This window comes from Bacillus sp. 3255, from assembly GCF_031456485.1.
Classification (GTDB): domain Bacteria; phylum Bacillota; class Bacilli; order Paenibacillales; family NBRC-103111; genus Paenibacillus_E.
On record NZ_JAVDUS010000008.1, the window covers coordinates 245262 to 261916 of the forward strand.

A 16655-nucleotide genomic window follows, 5' to 3' on the forward strand; every position below is an offset into this window, starting at 1 on the left:
ATGACCATGACCGTTACATCTCCGATTCGGCATACGGCTTTTCGCGAACTAGCGCCAAGCGTCCATTGGGCGCAATTGCATCAGAGAACGCCGCAGTTCAAATGGGCGCGGCGCATTTATGATTTTCAGTTCCTCTACGTGATCCAAGGCGAACTCCGGGCAACACTGATGGGGACGACGATACCGGTCCCCGCGGGGCACTTGTTGTTCCTGCCTGCGGGTATCTTTCACAGCATCGAGGTGTTATCGGCGCCGCACGCGCATCTGCTGGGCATTCACTTCGATTTCTTCAGCGACCTGCGGTTGAAGCAGAACGATATTGTCGTCGATGAGAGCAACCTCCACCCGGACTGTTTCTGCGCAATGCCGTACGTCGACGGCACAGCCTTGTTCCCAGAGCACTATGCCGTCATGCTGCCTCCTAGCATTGTTTCGCTTATGGAAGCAACCATCCACGAAATGACCGAGCAACGGCAGGGCTATGAAATGGTGTGCAAAGGGCTCATGCTGCAAATGCTCACCCTGCTCATTCGGCATCAAGCCGAAACGAACCGCACGCTCCACCCCAAATACGAAGAAAGCTTACTGCATCTAGCCCATGAACTCCAAACGAGTTACCGAAAAAAGTGGACCAATGGTGAAATGGCCGCTTTCATCAATGTTCATGAAGACTATATGAGTAAGCTTTTTAAGGATATGCTGGGCATGAGCCCTAATAAGTACCTGCAATCGGTCCGGCACCAACAGGCAAAGAGACTGCTTCGGGAAACCGATGATAAAATCGAACGAATCGCGATGGAAATCGGCTATGACGACTTCCACTACTTCAGCCGCGTGTTCAAGAAGTGGGAAGGCATGTCGGCGCAGCAGTACCGCAAATTCTCACAAATCATTTGATTAGGCATGGCTTTTGCGGTAATCGGACGGATAGCTGGAGCAGTTCTCCACGAACAATTTGGTAAAATGCCGCGTGCTGTAGTAGCCGACCTTCTCGGCGATTTGCTTCACTTGCAAATTCGTATTGAGGAGCAGCTCCTTCGCCTTCAGCATGCGGATGTTCGTTAAATATTTGACGAACGGGGTGCCTGTTTTTTTGTTGAACAGCATGCTTAAATAGTTGGCCGAGACATTGAGCTGCTGGGCGATCGAGCCGATACCGATATCATCCATGTAATGCTGCTCCAGATAGCGGATGACCTGATCGATGAGGTCGGCCGCAACCGGCTCCCTTGTCTTGTTCTCCCGGAGCTTGCTCTCGCCCATCAGGCGAAGCTCCCTAATCAGTTCGCTCTCTGGCAGCGGCCCGGCCTGGGAATTCCCCACTCCCAGCGCCTGGCGGATAAACAGCTGAACGGCTTCCTTCACAAGCTCGCCTCCAGCTCCTCTCTTGCCCGTTTGCAGCACGCCCTCCAGCTCGTTCACCGCCGTTTGGTAATGCAAGTAAGCTCTGAAATGCAGATGCTGCTTCATCGCGCAGAGGAGCTGGCTGATTCTCACGTTGTCCGCAACGCCGGCCTCCGCCTCCAGCTCCCCGTACCCGATCCGGCGCCCGATGCCCCTCACCGCTCGCAGGCAGCTCCACTCGCCAAGCTGTCCCAGCTGCGCATTCAGTTGATCGAATCCCCGGCACTCGTTCGTTTGCATCACGGTTACTGCCCAGTCTTCCCGCCGGTGCTGTTGAGCAATCCCGGCCAGCTCCTCAAAAAATTGCTTCACCGGTTCTCCGCTGTCCGCGCCTTTGGCCGGATCCCATGACCCGATGGCTGCGCATTCGCCGTCAGGCAGCGACACAATGGCATAATTGATCCCATAGACGAGGCTGCCCGCCATCCGCGCACGGAGATCGTCATAGAAGGCGCATGTCATGTCCGACAAGGACTTCCCGGTCAGCGTTGTGTCGAACATGCAGACGGCCCCGATGAACCACCCCTGCACATAGACGCTATCCAGCTCCTCATATCGTAAACTTGTCAAGCCGTTGCATAGAGCGAATAAATTGTTTTCGAATTGCTGATTATGCATTTGAATGAATTCCTGATTATGTTTGGCCGTGTTCGTCAGCGCCCGCTCCAGATCCGAAGGATTCAAGGGCTTCAGCAAATAATCGGAAGCTCCCAACTGCAGTGCTTCCTGTGCGTAAGCAAAGTCGGAAAATCCGCTCAGAATGATCCATTTCGTGTACGGGGAGATGATTTTGCCCAGACGCATAGCCTCCAGCCCGTTCATCCGGGGCATTCGGATATCAATGATCGCTGCGGTCGGCTTATGTTCTTTGACCAATTCGAGGAGTTCCTCCCCATTGGCTCCCTCGCCGACAATTTGCCAGGAGGATTCCACATCCTGCACCATACTGCGAATGCTCGCCCGAATCAAATTCTCATCGTCCGCTATGATCAATTTCATCCTCGTCTCACATCCTTTACAGGTATTAGGATCTGAACGCTCGTCCCTTCATCCTTGGCGCTCCGGACAGCCATCGATGCCCCCTCGAAGGACAGCTGCAGCCGCTCTCTCACATTCCGGATCCCAAGGCCCTCCTGCACCTCGCTCACATCGTACCCTACCCCATTATCGCGGATAAGAATGGATAACTCTTCGTCTTCCCCGCCGTCCATAGGTTGAAGACGGATCTCCATGTGCAGCTCGCAGCTGTGATCGCAAGGCTCAATTCCGTGAATGATCGCATTCTCGATGATCGGCTGCAGCAGCAGCTTCGGGATCATGATGGTCAGCGCATCCGGATCGCAGGACAGGTGCACCTGAATTTTGTCCGCGAAACGAACCTGCTGCAGTCCGCAGTACTTGTTAATAAAATCGATTTCCTCCTGCAGCTGCGCCCAATCGTTATGCTCCAGGGTGTAACGCAGCATTCCGCTCAGCGAGAGAATCGCCCGCTCCAACTGCATGCTCTGCCCCGTCCGGTTGAGACCGATGAAGCCGTTCAAGGTATTGTACAGAAAGTGCGGCTGAATCTGCGACTGCAAGGCCCGGTATTCCGCGTTCCGCTTGCCCAGCACGGCTTTGTATTCCCGGTCGATCAGCTCCCCGAGCTTAGAGATCATCGTATTCAGATTGACGCCCAGCTGGGAAATTTCATCGTTGCCCTTAACCCGGTACCGGGTATCCATATCCCCGCGCTGCACGCGCTTCATCACTTGAATCATCCGCTTGAAGGGCGTAACGATCCAGTGCGACACGGTAAAATACAAAATCAATGCGATCAACAGGCCGCTGGCTGCAAAAGCGAACCCGATCCAATACACGCGCTGCAAATGCGCTTGGATGAATGCTTCCGGCGACAGGATCGCAATCACCCAGTTAGCGCGAGAGATCTGCTCGCGGACGACCGAATACGATTCCTTCGCATCCGTGACGGTCTTGCTTCCGAATGCAAGCTGCTGCAGCATGTCCGTCGAAATCGCATGATTCGCATAGATCAATTGCTGGTTATCGTCAAGGATGACCACCTTCGCGTCATTGCTCAGCCGGATGCCTTTCATCATTTGATCCAAGAGGTCGGTGTCCGCATCCGCCATGATAATGCCCAGGGGGCGGCTGGAATCTGGGTCCTTGATCAAACGCGCGACGGAGAAGACCTCGCTATCCGCGTTATTCAAATAGTCCTGTTTGTGAACGCCGGTGAACGCCACATTCCCGTCCGCCCGCACCGCCTTGATATACCAGTCCTGCTTGGCGAAGGGAAAGCCTTTCACCGCCTGATCCGAGTAGCTGCCCGGCGGTGTAATATAAACGGAACCATCCATCGGCAGCAGAATGGTTCCCAATATGTCTTTGCGCATATTTTTCAAATAGTTGGGGAGTGTCTTATTCAGCACCTCTTCCGCCTCGTACTGCTCATAGGGGGTGAGGAGCTGCCATTGTGAGGTTGATTTCAGCTTCAAAGCCAGCATGACTTCATTGTTCAAATAAGGGGTGACCGTCATTCGTTCCAAATCGTCCAAGTACGTTTGGATATCGAACGTAAGAGCAGTTAAAGTCCCCTCAAGCAGAGAGGACTCTTGTTCTTTGATCAAATCGAGATAATAAGAAGGCAGTTTCACGACAATACCGACAATCGGAATAACAATCGTGATGAAGAAGAGCAAGGATAACCGGAATCGAATCGATTGTCTGATGGTATAATCCTCCTAGCGTTATCCTTTGATGGCGCCGGAAGCCAGTCCTGAGACAAAGTAGCGCTGCAAAAATAAATAAACAATCGTCATCGGAATCGCGCCCATGAAAGAACCCGCGGCCACCCAGCCCACGTTGCTCGTATACTGGCCGAAGAACGTTGAGAGCGCTACCGTAATGGTTCTCATTTCCGGCTTCTGCAAGAAGAAAATCGAGAATTGATAGTCGTTCCACACCGCAACGCCGGACAAAATAATGACAGTCGCGGTGACAGGCTTAAGCAGCGGCAGGATCACGGTGAAAAAAAGCTGAAAGCGCCCTGCCCCGTCCATCATCGCCGCTTCGTCCAAATCCCGCGGTATGGTGGAGATGAAGCCGGTGTACAAGAAAATAGTCATTGGCAGATTGAACGTAATGAACAATAAAATAATGCCCCAGTATTGATTCATGCCGCCAATATCTACCATAAATTTATACAAGGGAACCAAAATAGTCAATGGGGGAACGATTAACGCCGAAACGAAAACGGCATAGATGAACTTGTTCCAGCTCGTTTGGCGCCGGGCAAGCGGATAAGCCGCAATGGCGCCGACGATGACGATCAGCACGATGGAGATGACGGTTACGATGAAGTTGCTCCGGAATGCCTCCGCCAAATGCGCCTCCTTCCAAGCATCCCGGAAATTGTCGAGATACAAGTAACCGGGAAACATCCATTTGGAGCTTAGGTCGTCGAATGCTTTGAGCGAGGTCGTGATCAAAATATAGAACGGTAAAATATGAATCAAGCAGATGAGGAGGGAGACGAACGTTAACAGGCTTTTCCGTTTGTTTTTCATGCGTTAACCTCCCTCTTCCTGAGAAACAACAGCGCTGAAATGCTGACGATGGAAATCATGATGAACATCAAGATCCCGATCGTCGCCGCATAACCGGCATCCTCACGCCCGAAGTAAAGCAGATACATAATCGAAGATAATGAAGCCGATGCATAACCCGGACCGCTGTTCGTCAACGCGACGATGACGTCGAACAGCTTGAGACCGCCGATCAGATTCAATACCATGGAGACGGTAAAAGCAGGCGCAATCAGCGGCCATGTCACATGTGCGAATCGCTGCAGGGGGCCCGCTCCGTCAATCGTCGCAGCCTCATAGTAGTCCCGGGGGATGGATTGCAGGCCGGCCAAATAGAGTACCATCGCAATCCCCAAATACTGGTACGTATTCACAAATGTAATAATCCACACGTTGAGCTTGGGATCCCCCAGCAAGTTCGACGGCTCGTTGTGGAACAACAAAATAATGTCATTGATGGCGCCGCCCTGAAACTGGAAGAAGAAGTACCAGATATATCCCATAATTAAGGACGAGATGATAACCGGCAAATAAATGACCGTGCGGACAAGTCCTCGGGTTCGAATGTTCATATTCAAAAATAAAGCGTACAGCAGCCCGATAACGTTCTGAAACACAGCGCTGCCGATACCGTATATGGCCGTATTGCCGATGACCTTAATAATTTCCGGATCCGTGAACATGCGCTTGTAGTTGGTGAAGCCGATCCATTTGTAATCCTGATTGTAGCCGTCCCAGTTCGTAAACGAAATTTTGACCCCTTTGAAAAACGGATAGAAAATGAAAATAATAAACAAGAGCAGCGCCGGAATGTAGAGCAAATTCAGCAGAGCTCCGCTGCGCACGAGGCGGTTCCAAGCCGTTTCCGATTTCTTCCGGGTACCGGTCTGTACAAGTGCGGTCCTTGATTCAGCCATAAGATCACCTTCCTCCTTCATATAAAAGAGAGAAAGGAGGGCAGCTGTCACCCTCCTTCTGTCAGCTATTACTGATTGCGCAGACGCAAGTATTCGGATTTCATTTTATCGGAGAATTGCTGAGGCGTAACGGTTCCGGCGAGCAGGGCGACGCCTGTTTTGCACATGACGTCCCACATGCCGTTCGGCAGGTAGACCCGGTCGAAATAAGGGAATACGCGAATATTCTCGAATTGTTTGTAGTACTCGGAGAATTCATGCTTGGATTCGATGTTCTTCAGTCCGGCCGGAAGCTTGGTGGCGTTGGCGATTTTGGACATGTTCTCCGGCTTGGCGAAGAAAGCGATCAGCTTCTTGGATTCGGCCAAATGCTTGCCGTCCTTCCAGGCGCCCATCGTGTAGCGCTCGCCGCCGGAGAAGGATTGGCTGTCGCCATCGACCATGGAGGTCAGCGGAGCTATACCGATTTTCGCATTTTTATTGTATTTGTACACTTCGTCCGCGAAGGAAGGCGCCCCGAATACGAAAGCCACTTTGCCCTGCGCAAACAGCTGCGGCATGTCGCTGTATTTGGCGGTCAGCACGTCCTTGTTGATATACCCCTTCTTGTTCATATCCTGGAGTTTCTGAGCAAGCGGCGTCCATTTGTTCCAATCGAAGGTCCCGTCAAGCAGCGTTTTGGCATCGTTCGTCGCCGGCGAGATGAACATCGAGGTGGCGTACAGATCGGAGAAGCCGCCGATCATTCCGTTATCCACACCTGACATGAAGAAAGGCGTGACGGCGCCATTGCTGGATGTCTTGATTTTCTCGGCTGCCGCCATCAGTTCGTCGAACGTTTTGGGCGGAGTAATGCTGTATTTCTCAAGAATCTCGGCATTGTAGGAAATGCCGTCTTTGGCTTCGCTCATGACAAGCGCTTCGACCTTGCCGTCTTTGTCGGTGACGACGGGCTTGATCGTGTCGGTCATATCCTTAGCCCATGGCTCATTGCGCAAATCGGCCAAGTACTTGCCATATCGGATAATCGCCCAACCATGCGTATCGAAGACGTCCGGCAAATCGTTTGCCGCCATTTTGACCTTTAGGATATTCTCGTATTCTGCGCCGGGAAATTGGAATTCAACAGCGATGTTCGGGTTCTCCTTCGTGAAATCGGCTGCAATCCCCTTCATCATTTCCTGATTGGGCAGCTCGGAGATCGTGCTGTAAACCGTCAGCTTGATTTTATCCCCGCTCGGTTTGGCATCTGGGGTACTGGCTGCCGTCGTCGTTGTCGGTTTCGTAGTCGCCGCCGGACTGTCGGTCGATGTCCCGGAGCTTGGCCGGCTGGAGCAGCCCATGAAGACGACTGACACCGTGAGCATCATGGCAGCGACGCTTAAAAATGTTTTTTTCATTTTTACGAATCCTCCCTTTGCATGTTTGAGTGATGACCCTGCATGTCTTCTGTTCGTAACAGAATGTATCACAAGTTAATCATATCAAATTTGGTTGCGCTTACAAGTGTACTAAATCTACAATGGAAGCGCTATTTTTTATGGAGCTTATGGCAAAAAGCCCAACCTCAAGGGAGCGAGGGTTGAGCTATATGTTATTTATTCAGCGATTCCGCTGCCTGTCTCCTGATCCTAACCGCTCGCGCCTGCCTTCCGCTTGCACCCGCTCTCGATCATTTGACTTCATTCACCATCATAATCCTCATTCCCGCTCACCCTCACTGCGTTTCCTCCCAGTCCAACCCACTTGCGCCCATTTGTCTGCGATAACTGGAAAAACTCCCGTTAATTCAATGCCCAAATGGCCCGCCGAGAAGAATAACAGGAATATCTCCAGCTAAAATGGCGGTTGATGGGGAAAATACGGCATTTTCTATCAAAATAACACGATATTTTCCAGTTATCACGCCGGTATGAGCATCATTAGGAAGAAATAGAAGGAGAAATTCCAGTTAATCCAGCCCTGCCGGCCAACCAGGATCACCTGGATGGGGGGCATAGCGCTTATCGGCCAAACCGTCCTGAAGGAGCACGGCATTCAACGGGAAATCAGGGACCATCCGATTATCGCACAGCTTTCTCCGGGCAACCGTTCGCTCGACAGAGGTCCCCCCTCACCACTTCACTACTGTGTGTGCCGGAACTGAGGCAGCCAAGCCTGGTTCGCCTCGAACATGCGGTCGACCATCTCTTTAATCTCGGCCAAGCTTAACACCGCTGACGTTAGCGGATCAAAGCAGACCGCGTGGAAAATGTCCCGCGGATCCCCGGTAAGCGCCCCTCGCACGGCCAGTTCCTCGCAGCGGGCGCTTGTGTTCACGAGAATCGCCAGATGATCCGGAAGCGGGCCGACGTGAATCGGGCTCAGCCGCCCTTTGGATGCCAACACCGGCACCTCCACACAGCAGCCGCGAGGCAAATTATCGATGTAGCCCATATTCCGCACATTGCCGTTGAACTCGAAGAGCGTACCGTCTCCAATGGTCGCATTGAAGATGTAAGAGGCATATTCCTCGCCGCGCCTCAGATCGACGGGGCTATCGCGCCACGTCTCCATCTGCTTATGCCAATTCCCCCGCAGCTTCTCGGCATAATGGATAATTTCGCCATAGTGTCCCGGATTCCAGCCCGTGCCGTGGGTACAATATTTCTCGATCAAATCCGGCCGCTTGCGGAACCACGCGTTATACTCGGAGTTATGACCGCTGGATTCGGTCACATAGTAGTCCAAGTGCAGGAACATCTCGTTGCGAACCTGCTCCTCGTTGTAAATTTCCGGCCGGCTCATCACCGCTTCCCGAATTAGCGGATAGGCATCCTGCCCTTTCCATTTGTAATCCAAATAAAACGCTTGATGATTGATGCCCGCACAGCGATAAGTAATCTCCTCCATCGGCGCACCGATCCAGCCGGCCAGCATCGCAGCGGTTCCCTGCACGCTGTGGCACAAGCCCGTGACCTGAACGCTGCTCTGACTTTGCATCGCTCTGACGAGCATGGCCATCGGGTTGGAATAGTTCAGGAATATCGCCTCAGGACAATAGCGTTCGATGTCCCGGCAAAGCTCCAGCATGACGGGCACGGTGCGCAGAAACCGGAATATGCCCGCCGGTCCCCGGGTATCGCCGATATTGATATCGACGCCGTACGCTTTGGGGATTTCGATATCCGTGCGCCAGACTTCCAAGTCGCCCACGAGGATCGTGCAGACGACGCCGTCCGCTCCCGTCAGCGCCTCCGCCCGGTCGGTCGTCGCCTGCACGGTAGCCTGATATCCTCCCGCGGCGATGATGTTATCTACAGCTGTCTTGGCATAGGCCAGCCGTTCTTCCGAAATATCCATCAGAGCGATCGTGCAAGCCTCAAAAGCGGGAAACGTCAGCAAATCGCGAACCAGATTTTTGGTAAATACCAAGCTGCCTGCACCAATGAAAGCAATCTTCGTCATACCGGCATCACACTCCTCACTCGACTCACAAACCTCACAAACCTCACAAACCTAGACCGCCGTCAACCGTCAGTTGCTGCCCGGTAACCTGACCGGCGGCATCCGAGGTGATATAAAGCACCGCGGATGCAATATCTTTGCCATTCTGCATCCGGCCCATCGGCATCCGCTGAGACGCTTGCTCCAGCGACTTCCCGTCCTCGCCGAGCGATGCGAGCCGCGCCAGCTCCCCTTCCGAAGATACCCAGCCGGGGTGGATGCAGTTCACACGAATGCGATGCTTCGCGAGAGTGCCCGCCAGATTCCGCGTCAGCGTGACGATGCCGCCTTTGGATATCGCGTAGGCCAACGTATCCGGCGCCCCTTTGGAAGCGTGCAGCGAGCCGATGTTCACGATGCTGCCGCCGCCCCTGCGGATCATGCCCGGTACGGCAGCCTGGCAGGTGAGGTATGCACCCTTAAGATTCACCCCCATGACCTTATCCCAGAACGCCTCATCGGTCTGAAATAAGTCGGCGCGGGGGAATATGCCCGCATTGTTCACGACGATGTCCAAGCCTCCGAACGCCGTCTCCGCATAAGCGACCATGTGCGCCACCTCGTCGCCCTTCGCCACGTCACAGCGGACGAATTGGGCGGGGTAGCCTTCCTGGCGCCACTGAGCGGCGACTTCTTCGCCCTGCTCGTCGTAATCCGCGATCACAACGCTCGCACCGGCGAGTAAATATTCACCCGCGATCGCCGCTCCGATCCCTTTGGCCGCTCCCGTCACGAGCACGGTCTTGCCGATATAGCGGTAGCTAACCTGATCGCTCATCGCTTCTCCCCCTCTCCTGGAATTCGTAAGCGCCTTCGGCGGCAGCTTTCTCATAAGCGACTCGCGGAATTTGCGTCGCCAGCTTGCCGCCGCTAATATCGATCATCGTGCCGGTAATATAACCGGCATAGTCGGAGGCAAGGAAGCAGATCAGGTGAGCGACATCGCTCTTTTCCCCCCAGCGGCGCAGCGTCAGAGTGTCCAGAAGCCGCTGCTGCTGGGGCTCCTGCAGCTCGGCGAAATGGTTCATATCCGTCGGAATCATGCCCGGAGCATAGCAGTTCACCGCTATGTTCCACGGCCCCAGCTCACCGGCCAATACCCGGGTGAATTGCTCTACGCCGGCCTTGGACGACGCATACGCGGCACTGCCATAGCTCGGCACGATCGCCGCGAAGGAGGCTGCGTTCATGATGCGTCCCGACTTCTGCCGTTTCATAACCGGTGCGACGGCCTTGCACATCAGGAAGGTGCCTTTCAAGTTAATGTCGAGGTTCAGATCCCAAACCTCCTCCGAGAGCACATCCACAGGCGCTCCTCCGGCGACCCCGGCATTATTGACCAAAATATCGATACGCCCGTAGGTATCCGTCACCTGCCCAACGACGTGCTGGATCTGCCGCTCATCGCGGACATCGCACAAGTACGTGCTTCCCTTGTACCCTTCCCGGTCGAATTCTTTCTGAACATCCGCTAAGTCAGCCTCCTTAATGTCGGTGACAACCGTAACGACGCCTTCTCGCGCCAGCGCAGAAGCGATCACTCGCCCTATCCCCCGCCCGGCCCCTGTGACAATGGCAACTTTCCCCGTTAAATCAATGTGCATGGCCTTCCGTCCCCTCTCCGTTCACAATGTCTGCCGAATGGCCCGGCTGCGTTCTTGGAGTGTATGCTGCATATAGGCCAAGCTCGATAACAACTGCCGCTGTTCGTAGGCGGCGACGTCCTCCTCCGGTGCTCGCTTCTCGTAAGGCGTGCGCCAATCGCCTGCCGGTCTGGCTTCCGCCTGTACGAACCGCAGCAGCTTCGCCAGCTGTGACGCCGACCTCGGCGGGTAGTCCCGCCAATAATCGTCACAGAGAACTCGCGTATGGCGGGCTTCCAGCGCCCCGAGCTCCATCGACATAGACACCTCCGGACAAAATACAGCGAACACGTCGAATAAGGCTGAGAAATCAACCGCGCCTTGCCCGAGCGGACAGCGCACGAGCCGGTAGCCCTCATCGCTTAAATAGATCCAATAATCCTTCAAGTGAACATGCTTGAGGTGGGGGCCGATCCGCTTCGCGAATTCAACCGGCTCCTCCGCCGTAGCGAGCGGATTGCCGGTATCCAGCGTAATGCCGAAGCTCGGCGAGCCAATCTCCTCGCAGAGCCAGATCAGCTCCTCGGAAGCGAGGTCCTGATGGTTCTCTACCGCGAGCGTAACACCTGCCTGCTCTGCCGCTCTCGCCGCCTCTCCCAATCCGGCCAGCACTTCCTGCATGAAATCGTGCCACCGCCCAGCCATCCGCCGCCGGTCGCCGCCGAAATCCGCACCGCCGACGACCGTCCTTACGACCTTCGCGCCCAGCCTTGCAGCCGCTTCGATCGCATGCTTCAGCGGCTGCGGGTCATAGCCCCCTGAGGCTATAACGAGATAGTGGCCGCGAGCCTGAGCCGTGCGAGCCAAGCTGGCGGCATCCTCCCCCTCCAGCAGCGACAGGGGGAGCTCTATGCCTTGGAGTCCGTACTGTGCGGCTTGATCCAGCAGCTCGGAGGCCTTAATGCGCGGACGTTTCGCTTGCGGATGAATGCCCATCATGAACGTTGTGCCGTATACGGCAAGACCTAGTTTCATACCCGTTCCCCTCTCCTCGGTAAGCGGCTTCCTGCCGCTACCGCGCCGTCCAACCGCCGTCAACGACCATTGAAGCCCCCGTCATGAAGCTGGAAGCGTCAGAGGCCATATAAATAATGGCGCCGACGATCTCCTCCGGTCTCCCCCACCGTCCGAGTGCGATATTGTCCACGAAGAACCGGTTCGCCTCCGGATTGTTCATCACAACCGTGTTTAGCTCGGTCGCGATCGGACCGGGGCACAGCGCGTTCACTGTAATATTGTACGGCGCCCATTCCAGAGCAAGTACCTTCGTGAGCTGTATGAGACCGCCCTTGCTGGAGCAGTAGGCTCCCCTCTCCGGAAGCGCGATGCTGCCCAGCATGGAAGACATATTGATCACTCTGCCGTAGCACTGGCTTTTCATCGTTTTGGCCACAGCGCGCGCGCACAGAAACGGCGCCTTCAAATTCGTATGTTGCACGAGGTCCCAACTCGCCTCATCGAAATCCTCAATCGGCTTCCGCACGTTAATCCCGGCGTTATTGATCAAAATATCGATCCGGCCGAACGCCCCGACGGCGGCATCGACCATCGCCTCGACCTGCTCGGCGGATGTGACGTCCGCGGCCAGACCGAGCGCGCGCCTGCCAGTTGCCGCGGCGATACTTTGCGCCGCCGCCTCCGCCTTCGCCAGATCACGGCTCGTCACGATGACGTCAGCCCCGGCCTGGGCTAGAGCCTCAGCCATCACGTAGCCCAGCCCCCCTGTTCCGCCGGTAATCAAAGCGATGCGGCCATCCAATTTGAATATATCCAAGCTCATCGCATCCTGTCCCCTTCCCCGTTCAGCGCGAATAAGATTTTGGCGATTTTGCCCGGGCTCTTGATTAGCGTCTCAAAGCAAGCGCCCCCGTCTTCGAGAGGAGCGAGCTGTGTCCATGGCGATAAGGATACACGTCCCTCGCTGATCCACTGAAGAGCCGTCTCGAAATCGTCGGTGTGATAGGCGAAAGCGCCGGTCATTTGGATTTCACTGCGGATGATGGCATTAATGGGCAGCCGGCTTGCTTCTTCATGCAGTCCCGTGAAGATGACCCGGCCCCCCGGTCTGACCGACTCCACGCAGGCCTGGCGGGTGAGCTCCATGCCGACGGCATCGATCGCGGCGTCATACGTCTCGCCGGTGACGCTCGCCGCTGTCACGGCCCCCAGCTCGCGGGCGATCTCCAGCCGCTGCTCGTTGATGTCGACGACCATGATATGCCTCAGGCCGTACACCTTCGCCGCCTGCAGCGCCAGCAGGCCGATCGGCCCTCCGCCCATAATGAGCAGCCGGTCCGTCGGGAGCGGCCGGAGCAGCTTGCAGATGTGCACCGCACAGGCAAACGGCTCGGCGAAAGCGCCTTCATCCATTGAAACACGATCCTCCAGCCGGTACACGTTCTTCTCCGCAATCGCAACATACTCCGCGAATGCTCCGGGACGGTGCGCCCCGATCAGTTTGCGCTCCGGGCACAGCTGCGCAGCCCCGTTCGTACAGGCGCGGCAGCGCCCGCAGGAGACGAGCGGATTCGCCGTCACCCGGTCCCCTTGGCGCAGCCGGCTGCTGCCGCTCGCGGCCAGTGCAACGGTGCCGGAGAATTCGTGCCCCATAATGAGCGGCGGCTTCCGCAAGGAATTGTGTCCCAAGTAGCCGCCAAGCTCGGAGCCGCAGATGCCAGCCCGCTCCACGCGGATTAACACTTCATCCGGTCCGGGCACAGGCTGCTCCACTTCCCTCATGATCATCGTGCTCGGCCCTTCGTAAACTAAAGCCTTCACGCGCACCCCTCCTTAACAGGCTCTCAGCTTATTCAATGCTTCTCGCGCTTCTCCCAGCCCTGCTTGAACAAGGGAAGCCAATGACCGGGATCATAGGGATGCTTCGCAATCTCCTCCAGGTTCAGATCGATCCCCAAACCCGGACCTTCAGGCGGCAGCAAATATCCGCGGTTCACTTTGAGCGGAGGCGTCAGCAGCTCTTCTTCCCAAGGCTCATTAAATTCATCGAATATTTCATGGATATAGAAATTCGGCGTCGCCATATTCAAATGCGCACAAACGACCGAACAGATCGGGCCTTGTGCGCTGTGCGGAGCCGTCACCCCGTTATGCGCATGCACCATGCCGCATATTTGTTTCGAAGCGGAGATCCCCAGATACTGCGGCTCCAGCTGAATGATATGTACTGCGTCGTGCTTCAGCAGCTCGGCGAACTGCTCGCGATTATAATAGTCCTCGCCGCAAGCGACAGGCACCGGGCTGCGCCGCGCCACCTCGACCATGGAGGAGATCCGCTGCGGCGGCACCGGCGCTTCGAACCAAGCCGGCTCATAGGGCAGCATAGCCTCTGCGAATTGGAGCGCCGTGTGGACGCTGAACCGGTTATGCCCTTCAATCAAAATGTCGACCTCCGGGCCGACCGCTTCGCGAACCGCCGCGATAATCTCCAGGCCGGTCTGAAAGTCTTTGCGCTCCACCGTCCGCCAAGCGTTGCCGAAGGGATCGAATTTCAAAGCCGTATAGCCTCTGGCGACGACATCCTTCGCCTTGTCATGGAAGCTTTGCGGATCGCGCGGCCCCCGGTACCAGCCGTTCGCATAGCAGCGCAGCTTCTCGTGGCATTTGCCGCCCAGCAGCTTATACAGCGGCTGCCCCGCTTCTTTGCCGATAATATCCCAGCAAGCGGTTTCAATTGCAGCCAGCGCCGAGCCCTGGATTTGTCCGCCATCCGAGTACACGTCACGCGTCATCTTGAGGGCGATCGTCTCCACATCATGAACGTCCATCCCGATGTACAGATGCTTCAGCTCGTGAACCGCCGCCTCCACCGTTTTGGCGAATCCGTTCAAGGTGCCTTCTCCGATACCATAAACGCCATCCTTCGTGTGCAATTTAACGAACAGCCAATTTTTCCACGAGTTCCCGACGATAAACGTTTCTACGTTCGTAATGATCATGGGGCTACCTGTCCTTTCACTTTTCTATCCTAGCATGGGTCGAAGTGCTAACAAGCTTTCATAAGCATTGTAACAAATATGATGCCGCCGATATTTGCCCAAAGGAGAGAACATGTTGGACTTTTCCGAAAAAAAAGAGGCCCGCCTTTCGGCGAACCCATAAATTATTGATCGACCAATCAACAATATTCAAAAAAATTTGATGCTATTTTTTTAGCATCAAATCCGGCATATCCAACGCTAAAGAAACGTTGCACAGCATGCCTCTTGCCAAAAAGTTGGAAGTACGCTCCTCCGCCTGCTCCATGCCCGCTTCCTGAAAAGCTTGCAGGACAAACTGCTTCACGTCCTCCATCCCTTTCCTCATGGCCGCGCGGATCGGCGGTTCTTGGATCGTCTGCGCTTGCATCTGCAGCAAAATCTCATTCCGGTGCGATTGCATGACAGCCTCATAGGCTCGGATAAAGCCTTCCTCCAGCCGGTCGGCCGACGACGTCATCTTCACCTGCCCGAACGTTTCGAGAATTCGCTGCCAGGAGACTTCCAACGCCGCCACAAGCAGCGACTCCTTGGTGAAGAACCGATAGACGTACGGCTGGGAGATCGCTGCGCGTTCGGCAACCTGTGCCGTGGTCGCGCGATAATAGCCAAGCTCGGCAAATATCTCGACGGCGGCGGAGATGATATCCTTGCGCCGATCGGAAGACGTGACACCCTTAACCAATCGTAGTGACCTCCTTTGCAAATTAAAAAGCTCAGATAGTAATTGATCAATCACTATCTGAGCTTAGTATAGATGATCCCTGCGGATAATGCAAGACATCGTAGGCTTTGGATTAAACCATTCCGCCATTCACTCGGATCGTTTGGCCCGTAATCCACCGCGACTCTTCGCTGGCCAAGAACAGCACGACCCCTGCGATGTCCTCCGGTTCTCCCAATCTTCCGAAAGCGTTCAGATTTTGAATGGCTTGAATTTGCTGCTCGGACTTGCCGGCTGTGAACAGCTCCGTATTCACCGGGCCGGGGGCAACTGTATTGATCGTAATCCCTGCCGGAGAGAATTCCTTCGCAAGCTGGCGCGAGAACTGTTCAACGGCTCCTTTGGAGCCTACATATACGCTGTAAGTCGGGAACATCATGCCGGCGACGGACGTTGAGAAATTAATGATGCGCCCGCCTTTATTCATATGCTTCAATGCCTGCTGACAAGCGAAAAACGTACCTTTGGCATTAATCGCAAACTGTTGGTCATAATCTTCCTCCGTCACAGCGGCAAGCGGTTTGGTCACCATAATCCCGGCATTATTGACGAGAATGTCGATTTGCCCGTACGCCTCGAGCGCCGCCAGAAACAGCTTCTCGATCTCGGCTACACGACTCACGTCCGCTCTGACCGCGATGGCTTCCCCGCCGTTCGCCTTGATACGAGCTACAACCTCTTCCGCCGGTACCGGGTTGCTGGCGAAATTAATGATGACCTTCGCTCCGCTGCCGGCCAGCCTTTCTGCGATTTCGCGCCCGATGCCGCGGGATGCGCCTGTAACGATAGCTACTTTACCGGATAAATGATTCATGGGATTAATCCTCCTTATTAATTCATGATTGTCTTGTTGATTTCATTATATGCATATCCACAACAAATTACAAGTGACAAATTTA

Annotated in this window: 15 protein-coding genes; 1 reads left to right on the forward strand and 14 read right to left on the reverse strand. The window is 55.0% G+C overall.

The features are described from left to right. Positions 1-6: 6 nt before the first annotated feature. Positions 7-897 (forward strand): helix-turn-helix transcriptional regulator, encoded by an 891-nt coding sequence (locus tag J2X61_RS14690; protein ID WP_274467357.1) that lies wholly within the window; start codon positions 7-9, stop codon positions 895-897. Here the strand turns inward: J2X61_RS14690 and J2X61_RS14695 are convergent, their stop codons facing one another. From J2X61_RS14695 to J2X61_RS14760, 14 genes are all read right to left on the reverse strand, one after another. Continuing rightward, a complete protein-coding gene (locus J2X61_RS14695; RefSeq protein WP_274467360.1) occupies positions 898-2403 on the reverse strand; it encodes a response regulator transcription factor in 1506 nt (501 codons plus the stop codon). After that, complete coding sequence (locus tag J2X61_RS14700) at positions 2400-4106, reverse strand: cache domain-containing sensor histidine kinase (protein ID WP_274467361.1); 1707 nt, start codon at positions 4104-4106, stop codon at positions 2400-2402. Before J2X61_RS14700 ends, J2X61_RS14695 begins: the two co-directional genes overlap by 4 nt. Positions 4107-4154: 48 nt before the next feature. Beyond that, positions 4155-4973 carry a carbohydrate ABC transporter permease gene (locus J2X61_RS14705; RefSeq protein ID WP_274467363.1) on the reverse strand — a complete coding sequence of 273 codons (819 nt, stop codon included), beginning with the start codon at positions 4971-4973 and terminating at the stop codon, positions 4155-4157. Next, the gene (locus tag J2X61_RS14710) at positions 4970-5908 is read right to left on the reverse strand and encodes a carbohydrate ABC transporter permease (RefSeq protein WP_310188622.1); all 939 of its coding nucleotides are present in this window, start codon (positions 5906-5908) and stop codon (positions 4970-4972) included. Before J2X61_RS14710 ends, J2X61_RS14705 begins: the two co-directional genes overlap by 4 nt. Positions 5909-5976: 68 nt before the next feature. Next, a complete protein-coding gene (locus tag J2X61_RS14715; protein ID WP_274467366.1) occupies positions 5977-7308 on the reverse strand; it encodes an ABC transporter substrate-binding protein in 1332 nt (443 codons plus the stop codon). Between the two features lie 724 nt (positions 7309-8032). Next, a complete protein-coding gene (gene melA / locus J2X61_RS14720; protein ID WP_274467367.1) occupies positions 8033-9355 on the reverse strand; it encodes an alpha-galactosidase in 1323 nt (440 codons plus the stop codon). A gap of 43 nt (positions 9356-9398) precedes the next feature. Next, positions 9399-10172, reverse strand: coding sequence for an SDR family NAD(P)-dependent oxidoreductase (locus J2X61_RS14725; RefSeq protein WP_310188628.1), 774 nt, complete (start codon positions 10170-10172; stop codon positions 9399-9401). Then, positions 10156-10998 carry an SDR family NAD(P)-dependent oxidoreductase gene (locus J2X61_RS14730; RefSeq protein WP_274467369.1) on the reverse strand — a complete coding sequence of 281 codons (843 nt, stop codon included), beginning with the start codon at positions 10996-10998 and terminating at the stop codon, positions 10156-10158. The genes J2X61_RS14725 and J2X61_RS14730 overlap by 17 nt, the downstream gene beginning before the upstream one ends. Before the next feature lie 21 nt (positions 10999-11019). Continuing rightward, on the reverse strand, positions 11020-12012 hold the full coding sequence (locus J2X61_RS14735) for a sugar phosphate isomerase/epimerase family protein (protein ID WP_274467371.1): 993 nt from the start codon (positions 12010-12012) through the stop codon (positions 11020-11022). Between the two features lie 37 nt (positions 12013-12049). Next, positions 12050-12817, reverse strand: coding sequence for an SDR family NAD(P)-dependent oxidoreductase (locus J2X61_RS14740; protein WP_310188632.1), 768 nt, complete (start codon positions 12815-12817; stop codon positions 12050-12052). Next, positions 12814-13815 (reverse strand): zinc-dependent alcohol dehydrogenase, encoded by a 1002-nt coding sequence (locus tag J2X61_RS14745; RefSeq protein WP_310188635.1) that lies wholly within the window; start codon positions 13813-13815, stop codon positions 12814-12816. The genes J2X61_RS14740 and J2X61_RS14745 overlap by 4 nt, the downstream gene beginning before the upstream one ends. 32 nt (positions 13816-13847) lie before the next feature. Continuing rightward, the gene (locus J2X61_RS14750; protein ID WP_274467376.1) at positions 13848-14993 is read right to left on the reverse strand and encodes a mandelate racemase/muconate lactonizing enzyme family protein; all 1146 of its coding nucleotides are present in this window, start codon (positions 14991-14993) and stop codon (positions 13848-13850) included. Between the two features lie 205 nt (positions 14994-15198). Then, positions 15199-15717 carry a TetR/AcrR family transcriptional regulator gene (locus J2X61_RS14755; protein ID WP_274467378.1) on the reverse strand — a complete coding sequence of 173 codons (519 nt, stop codon included), beginning with the start codon at positions 15715-15717 and terminating at the stop codon, positions 15199-15201. Positions 15718-15829: 112 nt separating this feature from the next. Continuing rightward, positions 15830-16570: an SDR family oxidoreductase gene (locus J2X61_RS14760; RefSeq protein WP_274467379.1), complete on the reverse strand. Its 741-nt coding sequence runs from the start codon at positions 16568-16570 to the stop codon at positions 15830-15832. Positions 16571-16655: the final 85 nt, after the last annotated feature.

What these genes read in the sequence shown, in the direction of transcription:
- J2X61_RS14690 (WP_274467357.1), top strand. Translation starts at nt 7, where the DNA reads ATGACCGTTACATCTCCGATTCGGCATACGGCTTTTCGCGAACTAGCG.
- J2X61_RS14695 (WP_274467360.1), bottom strand. Translation starts at nt 2,403, where the DNA reads ATGAAATTGATCATAGCGGACGATGAGAATTTGATTCGGGCGAGCATT.
- J2X61_RS14705 (WP_274467363.1), bottom strand. Translation starts at nt 4,973, where the DNA reads ATGAAAAACAAACGGAAAAGCCTGTTAACGTTCGTCTCCCTCCTCATC.
- J2X61_RS14710 (WP_310188622.1), bottom strand. Translation starts at nt 5,908, where the DNA reads ATGGCTGAATCAAGGACCGCACTTGTACAGACCGGTACCCGGAAGAAA.
- J2X61_RS14715 (WP_274467366.1), bottom strand. Translation starts at nt 7,308, where the DNA reads ATGAAAAAAACATTTTTAAGCGTCGCTGCCATGATGCTCACGGTGTCA.
- melA (WP_274467367.1), bottom strand. Translation starts at nt 9,355, where the DNA reads ATGACGAAGATTGCTTTCATTGGTGCAGGCAGCTTGGTATTTACCAAA.
- J2X61_RS14725 (WP_310188628.1), bottom strand. Translation starts at nt 10,172, where the DNA reads ATGAGCGATCAGGTTAGCTACCGCTATATCGGCAAGACCGTGCTCGTG.
- J2X61_RS14730 (WP_274467369.1), bottom strand. Translation starts at nt 10,998, where the DNA reads ATGCACATTGATTTAACGGGGAAAGTTGCCATTGTCACAGGGGCCGGG.
- J2X61_RS14735 (WP_274467371.1), bottom strand. Translation starts at nt 12,012, where the DNA reads ATGAAACTAGGTCTTGCCGTATACGGCACAACGTTCATGATGGGCATT.
- J2X61_RS14740 (WP_310188632.1), bottom strand. Translation starts at nt 12,817, where the DNA reads ATGAGCTTGGATATATTCAAATTGGATGGCCGCATCGCTTTGATTACC.
- J2X61_RS14750 (WP_274467376.1), bottom strand. Translation starts at nt 14,993, where the DNA reads ATGATCATTACGAACGTAGAAACGTTTATCGTCGGGAACTCGTGGAAA.
- J2X61_RS14760 (WP_274467379.1), bottom strand. Translation starts at nt 16,570, where the DNA reads ATGAATCATTTATCCGGTAAAGTAGCTATCGTTACAGGCGCATCCCGC.